Genomic DNA, 17109 nt, shown 5'->3' on the forward strand with positions numbered 1-17109 from the left:
AAACTCATGTTCACTTCACCTTATTCCTTATATGAAAGCCCATATCTAAAACGCCTAAAATGCGAATGGCTGCCATGAAGACCGGATGCACAAACCCAAGTATGACAGCAATCACAGCCGCAGCCTTTGGATATTGTTTCTTATGGCAATAGAAAAAGATAAATGATAAACCTTGGATGAAAATCAGAAACCCGAGTATAAACTCCCCATTTAAAGCGATAGAGTACAGCATTTGGCCTTTTTCTAAAGGCAAAAATGAAAGCATGACAATAATCAAATACAGTACTACAACACTTTGCGGAAACTTCAACTCTCTAAAAGGCTTTAGATTAGGAATATCGGGGGAGAATCGCCTTAAGAGCGGCTTAGCGATAAGGTAACTGAGGAAAGCATATATTATCCCCAGCACCACAATAGCTGTTGGAAATAGGTATTGAGCTGTGTCTAATTGATCTCTCATTATACCCAAGTTTTTATTAATTTCTTCTGAATGAACTGAATTTCTCATCATATACTCAGCAGAATCAATCGCTTCCTGTGATTGTGTTAAGGCCCTATCGATGATATTAATATCCATAAATAAAATACTTAACACAAAAAACATCATAATACATAGCACTGAAACAACAGAGCTAGATAAAATCGCAATTGCAGGATCCTTCTTCTTAAGAGAAAAACCTAAAGCAACACCTGTAAATGCGGACATAATGGCTAAAAAGACCCCAGTAATTGAACTAGTTATAAAAATAACGGGAAGACTTACAATACTCATCCAAAAACCTAATTTTGCCCCGTATCTCAATGTGTATAAAATCAAAGGTAGAGGTAAAACCAACCAAAACAGTATTCCAATCACAGGAACATAAACGACCAGAAGCGTGATGATCGCAAACAGACTGATTAAAATAGCACCTTCCATTAAAGCTCTCGTTTGTTTCACTTAGTCACCTCGTATCATCCTGAACATACGAATAGAAAAGAGCAGCATAAACGACTGCTCTTTTTCATCGCTGCAACATACGTTGCACCGAATGTTTTTATATCATCTCTAAATTTTACTTTTATATTTTAACATAAGTCCAAATCGCAAGTAAAATGACGCTAATGTTTCATGTGAAACATAAAAAATGAAAAGACATTCTTTGAAAAGAATGCCCATCACAATTAATGTTTATCATCCATAAAGCCAGAAGATTCCTTGTTTTTCTTTTTCGTTTTTCTGACATACATAAAAATTAAGATCACCAGTAAAAGGGTTGTTGCTTGCAGAACGCCGCTGCTAAACAAGAAAAAGTTCTTTATCATGTCCCACATTGTGTTTCACCTCTTTGTGCATGTTCTCAACCCGTATCCTATATAAGGTGAATTTCCCTTTTTATAAACTTCAAAACATCATGAACAACATTGAGCGTTGGGCATATGCTGATATGGAATCTGATCGATAAAGGAGAATTTTCACATGGATGAACGCAGAACATTGGCTTGGCATGAAACATTAGAAATGCACGAGCTGGTTGCTTTTCAATCAAACGGACTCATTAAACTGAAGAAAATGATAAGAGAAGTAAAAGACCCTCAGCTCAGACAGCTTTATAACGTGTCTATTCAGAGCGTTGAGCAAAATTTGAGAGAGCTTCTTCCGTTCTTTCCACAGGCTCCGCACAGAGAAGATGAGGAAGAAGAACGCGCAGATAACCCATTTTACAGCGGTGACCTGCTCGGTTTTGCCAAAACATCTGTCCGCAGCTATGCCATCGCAATTACAGAAACAGCAACACCTCAATTAAGAAACGTACTGGTCAAACAGCTGAATGCTGCCATCCAGCTGCACGCCCAAGTTTATCGATACATGTATCAGCATGGATATTATCCGTCTTACAACCTTTCTGAACTGTTGAAAAACGATGTCAGAAACGCCAACAGAGCCATTTCAATGAAATAAAACAAGCAGCAAAGGAGTTTTCCCTTTGCTGCTATTTCTGCTGATCCTTCAGTAAGCCGTTCGAACGATAAGATTCCAGCACGTCTCTGTTGGATTCTCCCCATTCTTTCATTTGCAAAACAATCGGTTCAAGCGTTCGCCCGAATTCCGTCAGAGAGTACTCAACCTTGGGCGGTACCTGTTGATAAACCTCACGATGCACGATGCCGTCCGCTTCCAGCTCCCTCAGCTGAAGAGTAAGCATTCTTTGAGTAATACTCGGGCAGATTCGCCGAAACTCATTAAATCGTTTCTTGCCATCTATCATGTGATAAAAAAGAATTCCTTTCCACTTTCCGCCAATGACATCTAGAGTAAATTCAACTGGACAGCCTTCTTTGTTCGGGTATATATTCTTTTTTCCACTCATTCTTGACCCTCCAATAGTACCTTTTTTGATACTACATTACATTTTGCAACTAAGCTACCCAGTATTTTACACACCTTTTCTCCTTAGCTCAAAGAAAATGCTTCTTATTCACATCAATTTTTAAGGGTTTGCATGATTACACCTGCAGCAAGACGTGTTAAACTATATAAAGATTACACTACTTAAAAAAAGGATAGGAGCTATCATGGAAAAGATACTTATTTTCGGACACCAAAACCCAGACACAGATACGATTTGTTCTGCGATTGCTTATGCTGATTTGAAAAACAAACTCGGCTTCAATGCTGAGCCTGTCCGTCTCGGACAAGTCAACGGCGAAACACAATACGCGCTTGACTATTTCAAACAAGAAAGCCCGCGTCTTGTTGAAACAGCTGCAAACGAAGTAAACGGCGTTATCCTGGTTGACCATAACGAACGCCAGCAAAGCATCAAAGACATTGAAGAGGTTCAGGTTTTAGAGGTTATCGACCATCACCGCATCGCTAACTTTGAAACAGCTGAGCCGCTTTACTATCGTGCTGAGCCTGTAGGCTGTACGGCTACCATCTTAAACAAAATGTACAAAGAGAATAACGTGAAAATCGAGAAAGAAATTGCCGGCCTTATGCTGTCTGCGATCATTTCTGATTCCCTGTTATTTAAATCTCCAACTTGCACAGACCAAGACGTAGCGGCAGCAAAAGAGCTTGCGGAGATCGCTGGCGTAGATGCTGAAGAATACGGCTTGAACATGCTGAAAGCAGGCGCTGATCTAAGCAAAAAAACAGTGGAAGAGCTCATTTCTCTTGATGCGAAAGAATTTACACTCGGCAGCAAGAAAGTCGAAATCGCACAAGTAAACACAGTGGACATTGAAGATGTGAAAAAACGCCAAGCTGAATTAGAAGCTGTGATCTCAAAAGTTGTGGCTGAGAAGAATCTTGATCTGTTCCTTCTCGTTATCACAGATATCTTAGAAAATGATTCACTTGCTCTTGCAATCGGTAACGAAGCAGCGAAAGTGGAAAAAGCGTTCAACGTTACTTTAGAAAACAACACAGCCCTCTTAAAAGGTGTTGTTTCCCGTAAAAAACAAGTCGTTCCTGTCTTAACAGACGCAATGGCTGAATAAGCAAAAAGCATCCCGCATCGGGATGCTTTTTCTTATTCACCCAGCTTCTCAATTTGTCCCATCACATCAGTAATTTGCTTTGCGTTTTGGACCAGGTCTGACTGCTCCAATTCTTTAAGCGATACCTTGCCTTCCTCGGCTTGTTTCAACACCTCTTCAGCGCTTTTCTGCAAGGTTTCGTTATGCTCCTGAATGGTTTGATGAATCTCCGCTGCGGCATCAGGCGGCGTTAATTCATTAAAATCAGCGGCATCCTTCTGAATCGACTCAAGCTGCGCTTCAAGTTTTTCTTTCGCCTCGGTGTCATTTACAGCTTTCTCAGCCAATTCAGGCGCTTCCTCTGCAAATGTCTTCACCTTCTCCACATACCCCGCTGCTTCACTCGTATAGTTCAATCCGTCGTTCACCTGATCAAGCATGCCGCATCCGCCTGCACTCAAAAGTCCCACTCCGGCAAGTATTGTCAAAATGATCTTCATCTTCAGCCCCCTCATCGTTTCTTTTTCATTTTTTCTTTTAAGATCGGAATCAATTTCTCTTTCGCTAACGGCAGCCCTTTCCTCACCAATTCACGCTTCAGCCACTTTTTCAGCTTAGACATTCTGATGCTCCTCTCCCTTTTTGGTAAAAATGAAAAAACTCCACCAATTTGGTGAAGTTCCTGAAACAAAAAGACCTTCACCAAATCAGATTTGGCAAAGGTCTCGCTAACAAATGAGATTGCCAGCAAAGCCGAGGACAACTTGTCCCGTAATGACGACTTTACTGTGAAAGCTACTCCCCTTTGGAGTGTTCATTTTTATTACTTTCATTCTAAAGCACCGATCTGTTCCAGTCAAATTCCTGCCGTTTATATAAAAGCGCGCTGTGGTATTTAAAATTTGAATGGTTTTTCTATCAGGAGATCATGCTATGACAGAGGAGGTTTTCATCATGAGTCAAGAGCGCGTGAAACGGCCTGGGCATACCAGATGGTACATATCTTCGTTACTTAGCGGCATTATTATTCTTAATTATTTTGACCGAGTGGCCATCTCGGTAGCGGCCCCTGCGATACAAGATTCGTTTCACCTTACTGCAACTGAACTCGGCATCGTGTTTTCCATTTACACCTATTCCTATACACTGATGCAGCTGCCTGTCGGAAGTTTGCTGGACCGTTTTGGGGTCGCATGGGTCACGAGGGTTGGAATGACAATATGGAGCTTTTTAACGATCCTTCTTGCTTTTTTGCAAGGAAAATTGCTGTTGTATCTGTTCCGGTTTCTCATTGGGCTGACGAGCGCCTCTGCGTTCCCTGCTGCCTCTAAAGCAACCGCTCTCTGGTTTCCTCCAAGTGAGCGGGGATTGGCAAACTCACTGTTCGATTCGGCCGCCAAGTTTTCAAATGTAATCGGCGCGCCATTGGTCGCTTTTCTTGTCACAACATTTGACTGGCGTGTCGCTTTTTTGACGATTGGATGCATCAATGTGCTGTTTACGATCTTTTTCTGGCAGTATTATGAACAGCCTGAACGGCACAAACGCATTTCTAAAAGTGAACTAAACTATATTCAAAAACACAATGCCATTACAACAGAGCAAATCCCTTACAAAACGGGCCCGCTTTTAAAAAAGCTTTTCACCAATCGGAAAGTATGGGGCTTAATGATCGGATTTACAGGGTACGGGTATACATTCAACCTGCTGCTCACCTGGCTTCCGACTTTCTTTAAACATACATACGGTATGGATCTCATGTCGTCCGGTTTATTTACGGCAGTGCCGTGGCTGATCTCAACCATTTCCGGAATTGCCGTCGGCGGCTGGCTCGTCGATTATTTTATTAAGAAAGGCTATCCTAACACCAAGGTGTACCGAACCGTAATCATAGTCGGAATGAGCTTTGGCTTTTTCTTCTTAGGCTCCATTCTGACGAACAATATTACCGTAGCCATTATTTGCATTTCCATCGGACTCGCCGGAATTTCCGCAACCGCTCCGGTCGGCTGGTCCATCTCCGCAGAACTCGCGCCGATCGGTTCCGTATCCATGCTGAGCTCCATGGTGAATCTCGCAAACAACCTGTTCGGAGGCATTATTGCTGCGTCACTGACAGGGTATTTGTTTGATGTGACAGGCTCCTTTACCCTCAGCTTTCTGGTAGCTGGTTTTGTGCTGTTGCTGGGATTGGTTTTTTATGTGTTTGTACTAGGGGATGTAAAACGAATTAAACTGGAATGAAGAGTGCTTGCTGAAAAGCACTCTTTTCTTTGAATCCGCCAGGTGTTATTTTCTTTCTCCCAACATTCACTAGGCTGTTCTCGGACGAAAACACCACCATTTTATCCTTGACTCCAACCAAAGGTAAGGCCTCATAGTGAAAGAAGAAAGGAGGAGTCAGATGGTGAAATTAACAGTAAAAGAACTATCCAATATTGCGAATGTCACAATCAAAACGCTTTATCATTACCACAAAATCGGCTTGCTGGCCCCAAAGGAAATAAGCGAAGCCGGATATCGGTACTATGGTGCTGAAGAACTAAAAAGACTGCAGGAAATCCTTTTTTACAAAGAATTAGATATTCCTTTGTCAGAAATTAAAACATTACTAAATGAGGATGCTAAAAGAACAAGTACATTAGAAAAACAAAAAAAGCTGTTTGAAAAGAAAATTGAAAAGTATCAGCGTCTCATTCAAACAGTCAACACATCTTTAGAATACACGAGAAAAGGTGAAAACATGGATCATAAGGTAATGTTTAAAGGATTTGAAAGCGCTGAAGAATGGAAACAATCTTTAGCAGAACAAAATGGGTATTTAAAAGAGCGTTACGATTTTGAATTGGATACACATACAATCAATGTCGATGAAATGAACAAAATGGCAATAGAGGCTAAACATTTTCTTGATAGGATGGCTGATTTTTTAAGAAATGGTGTAACGTATCATGACCCTTCCGTGCAAGAGCATGTCATGAATCATCTTAAGTTCCTAAATCAGAACGGGCATCCGACAAGTAAAGAAGACTACGTAAAACAAACACGTTTTTTTATGCAAGATGATTTCCATAGAGGAATGTTAGAAGAGCAGCAAACCGGTTTATCTTATTATTTGGTTGTCGTTGCAGAACACCTGTAGTGTTTTGTCACCCTTTATAGGGTGACAGCCATCAGGATTACGAGACAGCACCGCCAACAATCGAAACATTCTGCCGGTCAACGGCAAAACGCCGTCCGTTCCATTTCAATACGGTTTGAACATATCCCAATGAGTCGGCGTTATACCTTCCCGCTATCCGCTGGTACGCCAATAATTCGTATACGCCGTCTCTGTCAAAATCAACCGGATACAAGCCCGATAAAGGATTCACCCATCCTTCTATCGGCATTTTTAACACACCTTGGCTGTTATAAATCTCATTCAAATATTCCCTGCCCTTGTAAGTAAGGTCGAGGATATACGTTTCGTTTTGCTGATGACTGATGACGCTCGCTTTATATTGATTTTGATACCTCACACTGTACTTTAATTCATCATTCAATACATCTGAATTGAAAATTCGCCGGAACTGCCTGTTTAGATAGGCAAACACATATGCATAAATAGCACCGCCACTTCCCCCTGTATCCATAACCACTGCCACATCCTCAATCTTGTCGCCTGTCATATCCCCCAGAAAAAGTGACGGATTGTATCCCATATTGTTTTGAAGCTGAATCTGCTGCTCCTGATGGGTTCTGCCATCACGGATCACCAATGTGATATCTCTCCATAACGGGCTGCCGGGCATTTGATTTCCAGTTAGAAAGACCTCGTCAATAACGCCGTCTCCCGTTACATCGCCGCGGGTAGATGCAATGATAGCACGTGAGGAGACGGGCTGCCGAAATACGTATGGATGTTGAACAAATCCTCTGCTTTCATAAAACCAATAAGGAGCCATTCTGATGTCATACACATTCAATTGTGTCACCTTCCCTAATCAGCTGAATGAATCATTATATGCAGGAATGGCACATCAAAGACATATCTTACACACCAATTAAATCCGTACCATAAGAGTTATCGATTAAACAAAGCCACTCGCCTTGCGCATTCTTCTTAAATACATAGGTCGCCCTTCTTTCCATCGCATACTCGGAGTCCTTTTTATCCGAATCAAGCAGTGTCTGAGAAAGGATGAGTACCGTGTCACCTGCTTCCAACAGGATCATTTCCCCTTGTGTCGGGACAATATGATGATTGAAATAGTTTGCAATCGTGATAAACGCTTTTTTGATTTCTTCTTTGCCTCGCGCGATCATGCCCGGCTTCACAACTAAAATGGCATCTTCCGAATAATAATTCATCAGTGTATCAAAATCTTCATTTTGGATTGCCAAATCACACGCAGAGATGATGTCTTTCAATTGCTGTTCCAAATGAATTCCCCCAATCATCATGATTGGATATATTATACATCGTTAGTTCACTGAAACCGTGAAAACAAAATGAAAAGTATCCTATTTTCCTATATAATCAAATAGATATATTTAACAAAGTACCCAAGTGAAGGGGTGGACATTATTGTCTGCGGAAGTAACGTTACATGACAATATACATCATGATTTAAGTGCGGATTGCCAGCACTGTTTTGGCCTGTGCTGTGTCGCCTTGCCTTATGCGAAGTCGGCAGATTTTGCTTTTGATAAAGACGGGGGCACACCTTGCCGCAACTTACAATCAAACTATCAATGTTCTATACATAAAGATCTCAGAGAAAAAGGATTTCGAGGCTGCTCTGCATATGAATGCTTTGGCGCCGGCCAAAAAGTATCCCAAATCACTTATGAGGGAAAGGATTGGCGAAACAGCCCCGAAACGGCCAACCAGATGTTTGATGTTTTTCCTATCATGCAGCAGCTGCACGAAATGCTCTGGTATTTACATGAAGCTCTTTCTATAGATATAGCCAAGCCGATTCATCCCGAACTGAGAACCAGTTTCGAAAAAATAGAAAAGCTCACCAGACTCAGCAAAGAACGCCTGCTGACACTGCAGGTGGACGAGCATCGAGCTGAGGTCAATGAATGGCTGTTAAAAACAAGTGAGCTGGTGCGTGCCCAAGCCCGCCATCCAAAACTCCCGAAAAAGGTCAGCCGGGGAAGTGTCCTGATCGGCGCGAAACTGAAAGGGCTTGATCTGCGAGGAGCAAATCTAAGAGGGGCGCTGCTCATAGCCGCCGATCTGAGAAATGCCGATTTGAGAATGACAGACTTTATCGGTGCAGATATGAGAGACGCTGATCTCAGCGGCGCCGACCTGACCGGGAGCATCTTTTTGACACAGGCACAGGTGAACGCCGCCAACGGCGATTCGAACACAAAGCTGCCGCTGTCTGTACGAACCCCTGCCCATTGGAAATAAAAAAGGACCCGCTAACGGTCCTTTTTTACTGATCAATTCAATCCTTTTTCGTTCCTTTTATCCGGCATTTTCACACTTCTTGCCAAGTATCCCGACAGCCATAACGCAACCAGCAGCATGAAGGTGATCATACCGACGACGCCCAGCCAGTGAAAAGCAGACCAGAATAGCCCTCCGACTGTTCCGCAAACACTTGAACCGGCGTAATAAAAGAACAAATACAGCGATGAAGCCTGTGCTTTGTTATGAAGGGCTCTCCTGCCCACCCAGCTGCTGGCAACTGAATGTCCTCCGAAAAAACCGAATGTAAAGAGGGCAATCCCCAGAATTTTCACTGCCAGCATACTGTTTATCGTGAATAAAGCACCTGCAATGACGATGAAAATATTCATCACCAGTATTTTTGGATAGCCATATCGATCAACCATTCTTCCAATGAAAGACGAGCTGAAAATGCCTACAATCATCACAATAAATATCCAGCTGGCAAATGCTTTATTAAGCGAATACGGCGGGCCCAACAGCACATACACAATGTAATTAAACAATGCAACATTGCTTCCGAGCAGCAAAAAACCAATGAGAAACAAGCTGAATAGTTTACGGTCCCTCAAGTGGTCGATCAGAGACATTCCCAATTTCCCGAGCTTCAATTTTCTTGGCGTAAAATGCCTGGATGGCGGCAAATTCATAAAAAATATAATACTAGCAATCAAACTAATGACACCAATTGACCCCATCGCCATATGCCAATTCAAGTACTCGCTCAGGAGCCCGGAAACGATCCTTCCGAAAACGGCGCCGATTGCATTTCCGCTGATATATAGCCCCATCGCTGATCCAAGACTTCCGGGTTCAATTTCTTCCCCAAGATAAGCCATCGCAATCGACGGAAGGCCTGCGAGCGCAACACCTTGAATGGTTCTCAATACGAGCAGTGTATGAAAGCTCGGACTAAAGGCCGATGCCAGACAGAGAACCGATGCGGCCAGCATGGAAATACCCATAATAGGCTTGCGTCCCCACACCTCGGATAATGAACCAAAGACAAGCATGCTCACAGCTAACAGCATTGTGGTAACAGATAAAGAAAGACTCGCCGCAGTAGGCGTCACATGAAATTCCCGCGTGAATTCCTCCATGAGCGGCTGTACGCAATATAGAATCGCAAATGTATTGAAACCCGCAGCGAAGAAAGCAAACGTAATTTTTCGAAAAACCGGTGTGCCTTTTTGAATGTATGTCATCGGGACTTTATCGGTCCCTCATCATGTTGTGGAGCACTGTAATTCATAAACAACCATCCTTTATTTCTTCCGATTTCAAACATCCTCGAGTCTGTTTATATTATTATCTTAGCACCGTTGATATATGTTGTATAATGCATATAAAATATCCTTTTTATGCTTATATGTAATAAGGAGGGATGATAATTGGAATGGGAACAACTTGAATATTTTCAAACACTGGCCCGGATGCAGCACGTCACGAAAGCCGCAAAAAGCCTCTCCATCACACAGCCTGCGCTTTCACGCTCTATCGCCAGGCTGGAAAATCATTTGGGCGTCCCGCTATTTGACAGGCAAGGACGATCCATCAGCTTAAATCAATACGGACACATTTTTTTGCGGCGGGTTCAGGCGATGATGAAGGAGTACACCGAAGGAAAAGAAGAAATCCAAGCCTTATTAAAGCCAGACCAAGGCGTAGTCTCTCTCGGTTTTTTACATACATTAGGCACCACGCTCGTGCCCGATCTCATCGGCTCCTTTCAGCAGGAATACCCCAACATTGCCTTCCAGCTGAAGCAAAACCACTCTTATTGGCTGCTTGAACGATTAAAATCCGGGGATCTGGACCTCTGTCTCCTCGCTTCGATTAAGCCTGAAAATCCGATCCAATGGATCAAGCTGTGGAGTGAAGAACTCTTTGTATTTGTGCCAAATGATCACCCATTAGCCAGTCGCGAAAGCATTACCCTGAATGAGATTGCCGGGGAGCGTTTTATTTTATTGAAAAAGGGCTATGCACTTCGGATGACGGTCGATGAGCTGTTTGAGAAGGCTGATATACAGCCGAACATTATGTTTGAAGGAGAAGAAGCAGCTACTGCCGCAGGTTTTGTGGCAGCCGGACTGGGCATATCTATTCTCCCAGACCTGAAAGGCTTAGACCAAAGCAAAATCACCAAAATCCGCGTCAGCTGGCCGGAATGTCAGCGTGTCATAGGAATTGCCTGGATAAAAGGCAGGTTTTTATCACCGGTTGCTGAGACCTTTAAACAATATGTGATCAGCCATTTTTCTGAGTAGGGAGGATTCAAGCATGAATGTCAAAAAAATCACGTCAGAACAGGATTTACATACAGCGTTTGAAATCAGAAAGGCCGTATTTGTAGAGGAACAAGGCTGTCCCATTTCGGATGAATTCGATGAGTTCGATACACTCCACGGTGATTGCCAGCACATCCTGGCTTATCATCAGAATGTACCTGTTGGCACTGCACGTGTCCGTATCGTTGACCACACGGGGAAACTGGAACGAATCTGCATTCTGAAGTCTTACCGCAAATTCGGTTTGGGAAAAGTGATCGTCGATGCATTAGAACGTATTGTGAAAGAACAAGGCATTTCTGCCTTCAAACTGCACGGCCAGACACAGGCGGCAGGCTTTTATGAAAAGCTCGGCTATCAGACTGCATCAAAAGAATTTATACTGGACGGCATTCCACATGTGCTGATGACAAAACAAGACGATTCTGCGCTATAGATTGTTCACAAATTTGTCACTTATGAGCATGAACAGTTCATTGGTATACTAATCACCGATTATGGAGAGAAGGAATGATTGTATGCCAGCAAATAAAAAAGAAGGCCTTATATTTGGCGTGATGATGTGCTTTGGAATGGTCTGCGTCATGTCGATTTACAATGCCATCATCAACGGAGCCATTCAGGATTTTTCACTGGTGACCGTTTTTGAAATGGTCATCGGTTTTATGGTCGCCCTCCTGTTCGATTTACTGTTAGTGGGCCCCCTCGCCAAGAAGATTGCATTCCGCATGCCGTTCGACAAGACTAAAAAAATTTATGTCATCCTTGCCATGTCAACTTGTATGGTGATTGGCATGGTACTTTGTATGTCTGTGTTCGGTTTAGTGACAGCGGTTCTAGCAAATGGGCTGAACGGGGACAGCCTCTTCAGTGCTTATCTTATGATTGTGTTGAAAAATTTCATCCTGGCCTATCCATTGCAATTACTGATTATGGGCCCATTAGTCAGAGGAATTTTCATGAAATTTGTAAAACCAAAGCTCACAGCCGCAATTTAAATAGAAAAGGAGTGAGCCTGACACTCACTCCTTTTGCTCATGAATCGAATGTAAAACAAGCTCCGCAAAAGCCTCCGCGGCAGGCAGCTGCCATTTTTTCTTTTTGAGTAACAGATGTGAGTAAATCGGATCGAGGGCTTCACCATGCTGAAGAATTTTCAGCTTATGTTTTTGACTTCCATTAATCCCTATACCTTACCACATAGTTTTTATACAATTCTTCGTTATAAAGAATTTCTTCGCCATGTGAAGAGCAAATGAGCGTTGGTTTGATTTGATCTATGATTGAGCCGCTATCGATGTTCTCATTTATATCAACACTGAATCTTCTTATAGGTGGGTGTAAATCCTCCTTACTTGTGATAAAAAGGTCGCCCGTTAATAGCGTACGATCGATTTTATGATAATACACGACATGCCCCGGAGAATGGCCAGGTGTTAAATAGTATTTCAGAGGCAGGTGAGCAAGCGTTTGCTCCGTCAGCGGCTGGACAATATGGGCTACCCCTGTGTTCTCCACTTCATTTTTGTTCGGATAAGGCGCTTCTCCATTGATATATATAAGTTCTTTCTGGTGGGCATAAATCGGAATATCAAATCTCTCTAACCATTTTGATGCACCTCCGATATGATCACTGTGGCCATGGGTAAGCAAAATGGCTTTTGGATCGCCGATCGCTAACGCTGCCCTAATTTGAGCATCAGCAAAACGTTCTATTCCCGTATCAACAATATAAACATCATCACCATCTTTGATAAACCAAGTATGAACCGGAATACGAAGAGGCACATCAAGCTCAAATTCACATTGAAAGACATGTTCTGATAGTTGTCTCAAATTCACGCAAACCATCTCCTGTGGAAATTTTTTGATAGTTTTAAAGAAAACAGAAGTGAACTAGATTCTTGAGAAGGAGACGCCGATTTTCGTCAGCATCAGCTCAACTTGTAAACGTTGTCCATTAATAATCCCTTTTGTTCCCCTTGTTAACATTGTCCATTAATAATCCCTTTTGTTCCCCTTCTTCACATATTCCCAATCACGTTCTATATTCTTCCTCACTCTATGAAGGAGTGCAGAAATGGTTTCCTTTTCCTCTGAAGTAAAACCGGACAAGGCCACTTCCGTGGAATGTTCTCCTTCTCTTCTTAACAATGGATATACCTTTTTCCCTTTCTCAGTCGGGAACAGTTTTTTTATTTTTTTATTTTGCTCATCCGGCAGTTTTTGAATAAATCCCTGCATTTCCAGCTTCTTAATGGCCCGCGCGGCCGTTGTCCGGTCCACTTTTATCATTTCCGCCAATTTTTCTTGAATAATTCCCGGATTTTCGTATATACGTACGAGATAGAGATACTGCCCTCTTGTTAAGTCTAAATCTTTAAATTCGATGTTGCTTATGGAATCCAACGCTCTTGCTATCATGCCGATCTCACGCAAAATATCATTCATTCCTAAAACCCCTCACGTATTTTTGTTGCAATTACAACAAAAATGTTTTAACCTTACTATTATAAGACCACATGCATGCTGTACAGTCCAGACTAATATCAGAAAAGGATTGATTCATAATGAATATAAAAAGAATAACAACTGAAGCTGATTTACATGAAGCTTTGAATATTAGAAAGACGGTTTTCATTGAGGAGCAACATGTATCGGAATCCGAAGAGTTCGATGAATTTGATACGCTCCAGGAACAATGCCAGCATGTCTTGGTATATCATGAGAATCAGCCTGTCGGCACGGGCCGTGTGCGCATCGTTGGCCATACAGCAAAGCTGGAAAGAATCTGCATCCTAAAACCTTACCGTAAGTACGGATTGGGGAAAGTCATCGTAAGCGGGTTAGAAGAAATCATAAAAGAAAAAGGATTGACTGCATGTAAGCTGCATGGTCAAACACAAGCAGCAGGCTTTTATCAAAAACTGGGCTACCAGATTTCTTCACAGGCATTTATGGAAGACGGCATCCCTCATGTCTTGATGACAAAAGACATATCGCGGAATATAACATGAAATATATTTTTTACGGATTAGGCATACTCATATTAAGTTTGGGCATTTCCTTAACCATACAATCAGGACTGGGCACATCACCCTTCGATGCCCTTTTGGTTGGTCTGTCAAAAGAAATCGGTCTTACCGTAGGGAGCTGGGAGGTCCTTATTTCTGTGATCCTCTTAATCTGCAACGCTATATTAACGAGAAAAAAACCTATTTTGCTAGGCTTAATTACAGCATTCATTACTGGAATAGGCATTGACCTATGGTTGTTTGTTGTAAAAAACACCATCTATCTAAATGCGTTGTTAAGCAAACTGATTTGTTTCGGAATTGGTTTGGTGCTCATCGGTCTTGGAACAGCCATCTATCTTCAGACGAAATTCGCATCAACACCCATCGATCATTTAACACTTATTATCCGAGATCTCTCCAAAAGAACAATCTTGTTTTCAAGAACATTGGTATACGCTCTTTTCTTAGTATTAGCCATCATCTTTAAAGGCCCTATCGGCATCGGAACCCTATTAACCGTCTGTTTGGGAGGAATGATCCTTCACGTTTTTATGCCTATTGTGGAAAAACAATTCTTATCAAAAAAAAGAAGGGGTTAAAAAACCTCTTCTTTGAAAAAACGAAACGCAAAACAAGCTACGTTTCGTTCAATAATTTTATGATAAATTAAAATTTATAGTACCAAAAAATCGCAATTTCATTTGCTGTTGGAAGGTTGGAATAAAGCATCGTATCAACTGCACCTATTATAAAGTGATGTTTGGCATAAAAACGACAAGCTGAAACATTAATATCTTGTGTTTCAAGCATAAGACCACAAAAGCGATTCTCCTTTGCCCACTCAATCGCTTTATGTAATAATGCTGTTCCAACGCCTTTTTTTCTATAGTCTTTTGCAACGGCAATGTCCTCTATTAGTGCATACCCAAACCAGTTAGAACGAATCTTAATCCGGCCGATGCAGTTGTTTTCAACATAATATAAAAAAACCGCTTTTCCCTCTTCTTCAACATAACTAACATCTATTTCATCATCTTCATATTGTTTAAAATAAGGTTCAGAAAATCGTTCCTCAGTATATGTCCAAACACCGTTTTCAAAAGCAGGTATCATTCTCCCAAAAACAACGAAAGGTTCATTTGGTTTATTGAAATCTTTCAAATTCATTTGAGTCATTTTAATGATCATATCAATCTCCGCCAATCGAGATAATATTTAGTAAACTCGTTTCGATACTATTCAATAACAGCTTCCAAAAGTGTACTCTTTAAGAGAACAGCATTAGATAAGACATCCATTACCTTATATATTTCTCTATCTTAATGAGGTATTTCAACAGAGGCGTGTGGTACAGTAAATAGGAATAGAAACAAGAGAAAAGAAGATGACCCTATGCCCACTAACAATAAACTCAATGAGAAATAACTCGCCCACACCCCTGTTGACTAGTACCCGTGGAGAGAGGAAGCTTTGACACAGCTTCTGCCATTGGTGACATCTCTATTGTAGTATCCAAAGGACAATCAAGGATCGCTCTTTGACTTTTCCAAGAAGAAAGTAGAGCGAATAAAGGAGTGATTGAGTATGTTAACAAGAGAAGATATCTTTAAACACGTCAAAGAAAAATACGGTACATCGCCTGATTACCCGTGGGAGAAATACCCAAACTATGCTTCTTTGAGACATACATCAAACAAAAAATGGTACGGTCTTATCATGAATGTTCTCCCAGAAAAATTAGGCTTGGATGGTCATGGCGAAATAGATATTCTAAATCTAAAATGTCCCCCTGACATAAGTGATAGCTTAAGAAACGGGGAAAATATCTTACCCGGATATCATATGGATAAGGAACATTGGATTTCAATTGTTTTAGAACGGACAGATCCAGAAGGCGAAATCTATAACTTAATCGAGCAGAGCTTTCATTTAACCAAGTGAAGATAAAGAGTGTTCCTGCTAATCGAGCTGCGGAGAGTAGTGGGCACTTTCATTTTAGATATTGTTCTTCACTTTGTCCATAAACGCAACTTAGTCGATCTGGTGTGTGAGTGGGAGAAGAATTTCTACCAACTTCTTATGGAAAAGGATGAATAGTTATGACAAATAACTTAAAACAGAGAAGAATCATTTTAGATTTAGCAGTTACTTTAGATGGTTTTATTGAAGGGAAAAATGGAGAAGTTGATTGGTGCATTATGGACCCTGATATGGGGTTTACTGATTTCTTAAATCAAATTGATACTATTTTATATGGTAGAAAAAGCTACGATTTATGGGGACAATATATTCCAAAAAATGAAGATCCTGATACAGAAAAGGAACTTTGGAAATTGGTTCATAGTAAAAAGAAATATGTTTTTTCCAGAACACAAAATGAGATTGATAATCAAGCCATATTTATAAATGATAATATTCTTGAAGAAGTAAATAAATTGAAGAAAAAGTCTGGCAAAGACATCTGGCTATATGGTGGAGCGAGTCTCATTACAACTTTTATAAATTTGGGGCTTGTTGATGAATTTAGATTATCTATTCACCCTGTTGTTTTGGGAGAAGGAAAACCGTTGTTTATTGATGTAAAACAGAGGATAAATTTAAAAATGGTGAATACAAGAACATTTTCCTCTGGCGTTGTGCAAATCGTTTATCATCGGAATGGCTAACATTGTAAAGTAACACTCGACAGTAATCCTTCTTATTGAACTAAAGGGGAATCCATAAATAATGGGTTCCCCTTAATATACTATGGAATTATCAATATCAAATTTTCTGTAATAAAAGAGGATTGAAAAGGACGGTGTCTCCTCCATTAACATCATTAAGCATTATAGTATATTTTCTTCTCCCTCTTTTAAGTAATCGGCTAAGTTTTGTATTTATA

General features: G+C 41.2%; 22 protein-coding genes and 1 pseudogene. 12 read left to right on the forward strand and 11 right to left on the reverse strand.

Translation table 11 applies throughout. The features are described 5' to 3' along the window. Positions 1-10: 10 nt before the first annotated feature. Together MKY50_RS20975 and MKY50_RS20980 are read right to left on the reverse strand one after the other, a co-directional pair. Complete coding sequence (locus tag MKY50_RS20975; protein WP_257435376.1) at positions 11-940, reverse strand: YybS family protein; 930 nt, start codon at positions 938-940, stop codon at positions 11-13. A gap of 224 nt (positions 941-1164) precedes the next feature. Beyond that, positions 1165-1314, reverse strand: a complete 150-nt coding sequence (locus MKY50_RS20980; protein ID WP_003226909.1) for a hypothetical protein — start codon at positions 1312-1314, stop codon at positions 1165-1167. Between the two features lie 145 nt (positions 1315-1459). On the opposite strand from MKY50_RS20980, the gene cotF reads away from it, so the two are divergent. Beyond that, positions 1460-1942: a spore coat protein CotF gene (cotF, locus tag MKY50_RS20985; protein ID WP_003226906.1), complete on the forward strand. Its 483-nt coding sequence runs from the start codon at positions 1460-1462 to the stop codon at positions 1940-1942. 31 nt (positions 1943-1973) lie between these two features. Here cotF and hypR read toward each other — a convergent pair whose 3' ends face one another. Beyond that, complete coding sequence (hypR, locus tag MKY50_RS20990; RefSeq protein ID WP_014478546.1) at positions 1974-2351, reverse strand: transcriptional regulator HypR; 378 nt, start codon at positions 2349-2351, stop codon at positions 1974-1976. A 205-nt stretch (positions 2352-2556) separates the two neighbouring features. Here hypR and MKY50_RS20995 point away from each other — a divergent pair, with 205 nt between their 5' ends. Beyond that, positions 2557-3486 (forward strand): manganese-dependent inorganic pyrophosphatase, encoded by a 930-nt coding sequence (locus MKY50_RS20995; protein ID WP_003226902.1) that lies wholly within the window; start codon positions 2557-2559, stop codon positions 3484-3486. Positions 3487-3518: 32 nt separating this feature from the next. On the opposite strand, the gene MKY50_RS21000 is transcribed toward MKY50_RS20995, so the two are convergent. Beyond that, positions 3519-3965, reverse strand: a complete 447-nt coding sequence (locus tag MKY50_RS21000) for a DUF6376 family protein (protein ID WP_015715059.1) — start codon at positions 3963-3965, stop codon at positions 3519-3521. Between the two features lie 433 nt (positions 3966-4398). Between MKY50_RS21000 and MKY50_RS21005 the strand changes: the two genes are divergently transcribed. Together MKY50_RS21005 and MKY50_RS21010 are read left to right on the forward strand one after the other, a co-directional pair. Beyond that, entirely contained in the window at positions 4399-5709 is a 1311-nt protein-coding gene (locus MKY50_RS21005) for an MFS transporter (RefSeq protein WP_014478548.1), read from the forward strand. Positions 5710-5869: 160 nt separating this feature from the next. Further along, positions 5870-6607, forward strand: a complete 738-nt coding sequence (locus MKY50_RS21010) for a MerR family transcriptional regulator (RefSeq protein WP_153255558.1) — start codon at positions 5870-5872, stop codon at positions 6605-6607. A gap of 37 nt (positions 6608-6644) precedes the next feature. On the opposite strand, the gene MKY50_RS21015 is transcribed toward MKY50_RS21010, so the two are convergent. Together MKY50_RS21015 and MKY50_RS21020 are read right to left on the reverse strand one after the other, a co-directional pair. Further along, on the reverse strand, positions 6645-7433 hold the full coding sequence (locus tag MKY50_RS21015) for a hypothetical protein (protein WP_038429953.1): 789 nt from the start codon (positions 7431-7433) through the stop codon (positions 6645-6647). 67 nt (positions 7434-7500) lie between these two features. Beyond that, complete coding sequence (locus tag MKY50_RS21020; RefSeq protein ID WP_341117260.1) at positions 7501-7890, reverse strand: YybH family protein; 390 nt, start codon at positions 7888-7890, stop codon at positions 7501-7503. Positions 7891-8035: 145 nt separating this feature from the next. Here MKY50_RS21020 and MKY50_RS21025 point away from each other — a divergent pair, with 145 nt between their 5' ends. Then, positions 8036-8875, forward strand: a complete 840-nt coding sequence (locus MKY50_RS21025) for a pentapeptide repeat-containing protein (RefSeq protein WP_341030620.1) — start codon at positions 8036-8038, stop codon at positions 8873-8875. A 32-nt stretch (positions 8876-8907) separates the two neighbouring features. On the opposite strand, the gene MKY50_RS21030 is transcribed toward MKY50_RS21025, so the two are convergent. Beyond that, the gene (locus MKY50_RS21030) at positions 8908-10122 is read right to left on the reverse strand and encodes an MFS transporter (RefSeq protein WP_341117262.1); all 1215 of its coding nucleotides are present in this window, start codon (positions 10120-10122) and stop codon (positions 8908-8910) included. 186 nt (positions 10123-10308) lie between these two features. On the opposite strand from MKY50_RS21030, the gene MKY50_RS21035 reads away from it, so the two are divergent. The 3 genes from MKY50_RS21035 to MKY50_RS21045 all read left to right on the forward strand — a co-directional run bounded on the left by MKY50_RS21035 (position 10309) and on the right by MKY50_RS21045 (position 12206). Further along, entirely contained in the window at positions 10309-11187 is an 879-nt protein-coding gene (locus MKY50_RS21035) for a LysR family transcriptional regulator (protein ID WP_029318534.1), read from the forward strand. Positions 11188-11200: 13 nt separating this feature from the next. Then, a complete protein-coding gene (locus tag MKY50_RS21040; protein ID WP_341117263.1) occupies positions 11201-11644 on the forward strand; it encodes a GNAT family N-acetyltransferase in 444 nt (147 codons plus the stop codon). An 82-nt stretch (positions 11645-11726) separates the two neighbouring features. Then, positions 11727-12206 (forward strand): DUF2798 domain-containing protein, encoded by a 480-nt coding sequence (locus tag MKY50_RS21045; protein WP_268554116.1) that lies wholly within the window; start codon positions 11727-11729, stop codon positions 12204-12206. A gap of 24 nt (positions 12207-12230) precedes the next feature. Here MKY50_RS21045 and MKY50_RS21050 read toward each other — a convergent pair. The 3 genes and pseudogenes from MKY50_RS21050 to MKY50_RS21060 all read right to left on the reverse strand — a co-directional run. After that, positions 12231-12371: pseudogene (locus MKY50_RS21050) on the reverse strand (LysR family transcriptional regulator); the annotation flags it as partial. Positions 12372-12387: 16 nt separating this feature from the next. Then, positions 12388-13050, reverse strand: coding sequence for an MBL fold metallo-hydrolase (locus MKY50_RS21055; protein ID WP_168768978.1), 663 nt, complete (start codon positions 13048-13050; stop codon positions 12388-12390). Positions 13051-13206: 156 nt separating this feature from the next. Then, a complete protein-coding gene (locus MKY50_RS21060) occupies positions 13207-13659 on the reverse strand; it encodes a MarR family transcriptional regulator (RefSeq protein ID WP_003226875.1) in 453 nt (150 codons plus the stop codon). A 119-nt stretch (positions 13660-13778) separates the two neighbouring features. Here MKY50_RS21060 and MKY50_RS21065 point away from each other — a divergent pair, with 119 nt between their 5' ends. Together MKY50_RS21065 and MKY50_RS21070 are read left to right on the forward strand one after the other, a co-directional pair. Continuing rightward, the gene (locus tag MKY50_RS21065) at positions 13779-14225 is read left to right on the forward strand and encodes a GNAT family N-acetyltransferase (RefSeq protein WP_014481495.1); all 447 of its coding nucleotides are present in this window, start codon (positions 13779-13781) and stop codon (positions 14223-14225) included. Continuing rightward, positions 14222-14824, forward strand: coding sequence for a YczE/YyaS/YitT family protein (locus MKY50_RS21070; RefSeq protein WP_017695807.1), 603 nt, complete (start codon positions 14222-14224; stop codon positions 14822-14824). The genes MKY50_RS21065 and MKY50_RS21070 overlap by 4 nt, the downstream gene beginning before the upstream one ends. Before the next feature lie 67 nt (positions 14825-14891). On the opposite strand, the gene satA is transcribed toward MKY50_RS21070, so the two are convergent. After that, complete coding sequence (gene satA / locus MKY50_RS21075) at positions 14892-15413, reverse strand: streptothricin N-acetyltransferase SatA (protein ID WP_341117364.1); 522 nt, start codon at positions 15411-15413, stop codon at positions 14892-14894. A gap of 396 nt (positions 15414-15809) precedes the next feature. Between satA and MKY50_RS21080 the strand changes: the two genes are divergently transcribed. Both MKY50_RS21080 and MKY50_RS21085 read left to right on the forward strand, forming a co-directional pair. Next, positions 15810-16166, forward strand: coding sequence for an MmcQ/YjbR family DNA-binding protein (locus MKY50_RS21080; protein WP_086344547.1), 357 nt, complete (start codon positions 15810-15812; stop codon positions 16164-16166). A 158-nt stretch (positions 16167-16324) separates the two neighbouring features. Next, positions 16325-16891, forward strand: a complete 567-nt coding sequence (locus tag MKY50_RS21085; RefSeq protein WP_341117267.1) for a dihydrofolate reductase family protein — start codon at positions 16325-16327, stop codon at positions 16889-16891. The last annotated feature ends 218 nt before the right edge of the window (positions 16892-17109 follow it).

This window comes from Bacillus sp. FSL R7-0685, from assembly GCF_038002425.1.
In the GTDB taxonomy this organism is placed as follows: Bacteria; Bacillota; Bacilli; order Bacillales; family Bacillaceae; genus Bacillus; species Bacillus subtilis.

Coding starts and splice junctions, on each gene's coding strand:
- MKY50_RS20980 (WP_003226909.1), bottom strand. CDS start 1,314: ATGTGGGACATGATAAAGAACTTTTTCTTGTTTAGCAGCGGCGTTCTG.
- cotF (WP_003226906.1), top strand. CDS start 1,460: ATGGATGAACGCAGAACATTGGCTTGGCATGAAACATTAGAAATGCAC.
- hypR (WP_014478546.1), bottom strand. CDS start 2,351: ATGAGTGGAAAAAAGAATATATACCCGAACAAAGAAGGCTGTCCAGTT.
- MKY50_RS20995 (WP_003226902.1), top strand. CDS start 2,557: ATGGAAAAGATACTTATTTTCGGACACCAAAACCCAGACACAGATACG.
- MKY50_RS21000 (WP_015715059.1), bottom strand. CDS start 3,965: ATGAAGATCATTTTGACAATACTTGCCGGAGTGGGACTTTTGAGTGCA.
- MKY50_RS21005 (WP_014478548.1), top strand. CDS start 4,399: ATGACAGAGGAGGTTTTCATCATGAGTCAAGAGCGCGTGAAACGGCCT.
- MKY50_RS21010 (WP_153255558.1), top strand. CDS start 5,870: ATGGTGAAATTAACAGTAAAAGAACTATCCAATATTGCGAATGTCACA.
- MKY50_RS21030 (WP_341117262.1), bottom strand. CDS start 10,122: ATGACATACATTCAAAAAGGCACACCGGTTTTTCGAAAAATTACGTTT.
- MKY50_RS21040 (WP_341117263.1), top strand. CDS start 11,201: ATGAATGTCAAAAAAATCACGTCAGAACAGGATTTACATACAGCGTTT.
- MKY50_RS21045 (WP_268554116.1), top strand. CDS start 11,727: ATGCCAGCAAATAAAAAAGAAGGCCTTATATTTGGCGTGATGATGTGC.
- MKY50_RS21060 (WP_003226875.1), bottom strand. CDS start 13,659: ATGAATGATATTTTGCGTGAGATCGGCATGATAGCAAGAGCGTTGGAT.
- MKY50_RS21065 (WP_014481495.1), top strand. CDS start 13,779: ATGAATATAAAAAGAATAACAACTGAAGCTGATTTACATGAAGCTTTG.
- MKY50_RS21070 (WP_017695807.1), top strand. CDS start 14,222: ATGAAATATATTTTTTACGGATTAGGCATACTCATATTAAGTTTGGGC.
- satA (WP_341117364.1), bottom strand. CDS start 15,413: ATGATCATTAAAATGACTCAAATGAATTTGAAAGATTTCAATAAACCA.
- MKY50_RS21080 (WP_086344547.1), top strand. CDS start 15,810: ATGTTAACAAGAGAAGATATCTTTAAACACGTCAAAGAAAAATACGGT.
- MKY50_RS21085 (WP_341117267.1), top strand. CDS start 16,325: ATGACAAATAACTTAAAACAGAGAAGAATCATTTTAGATTTAGCAGTT.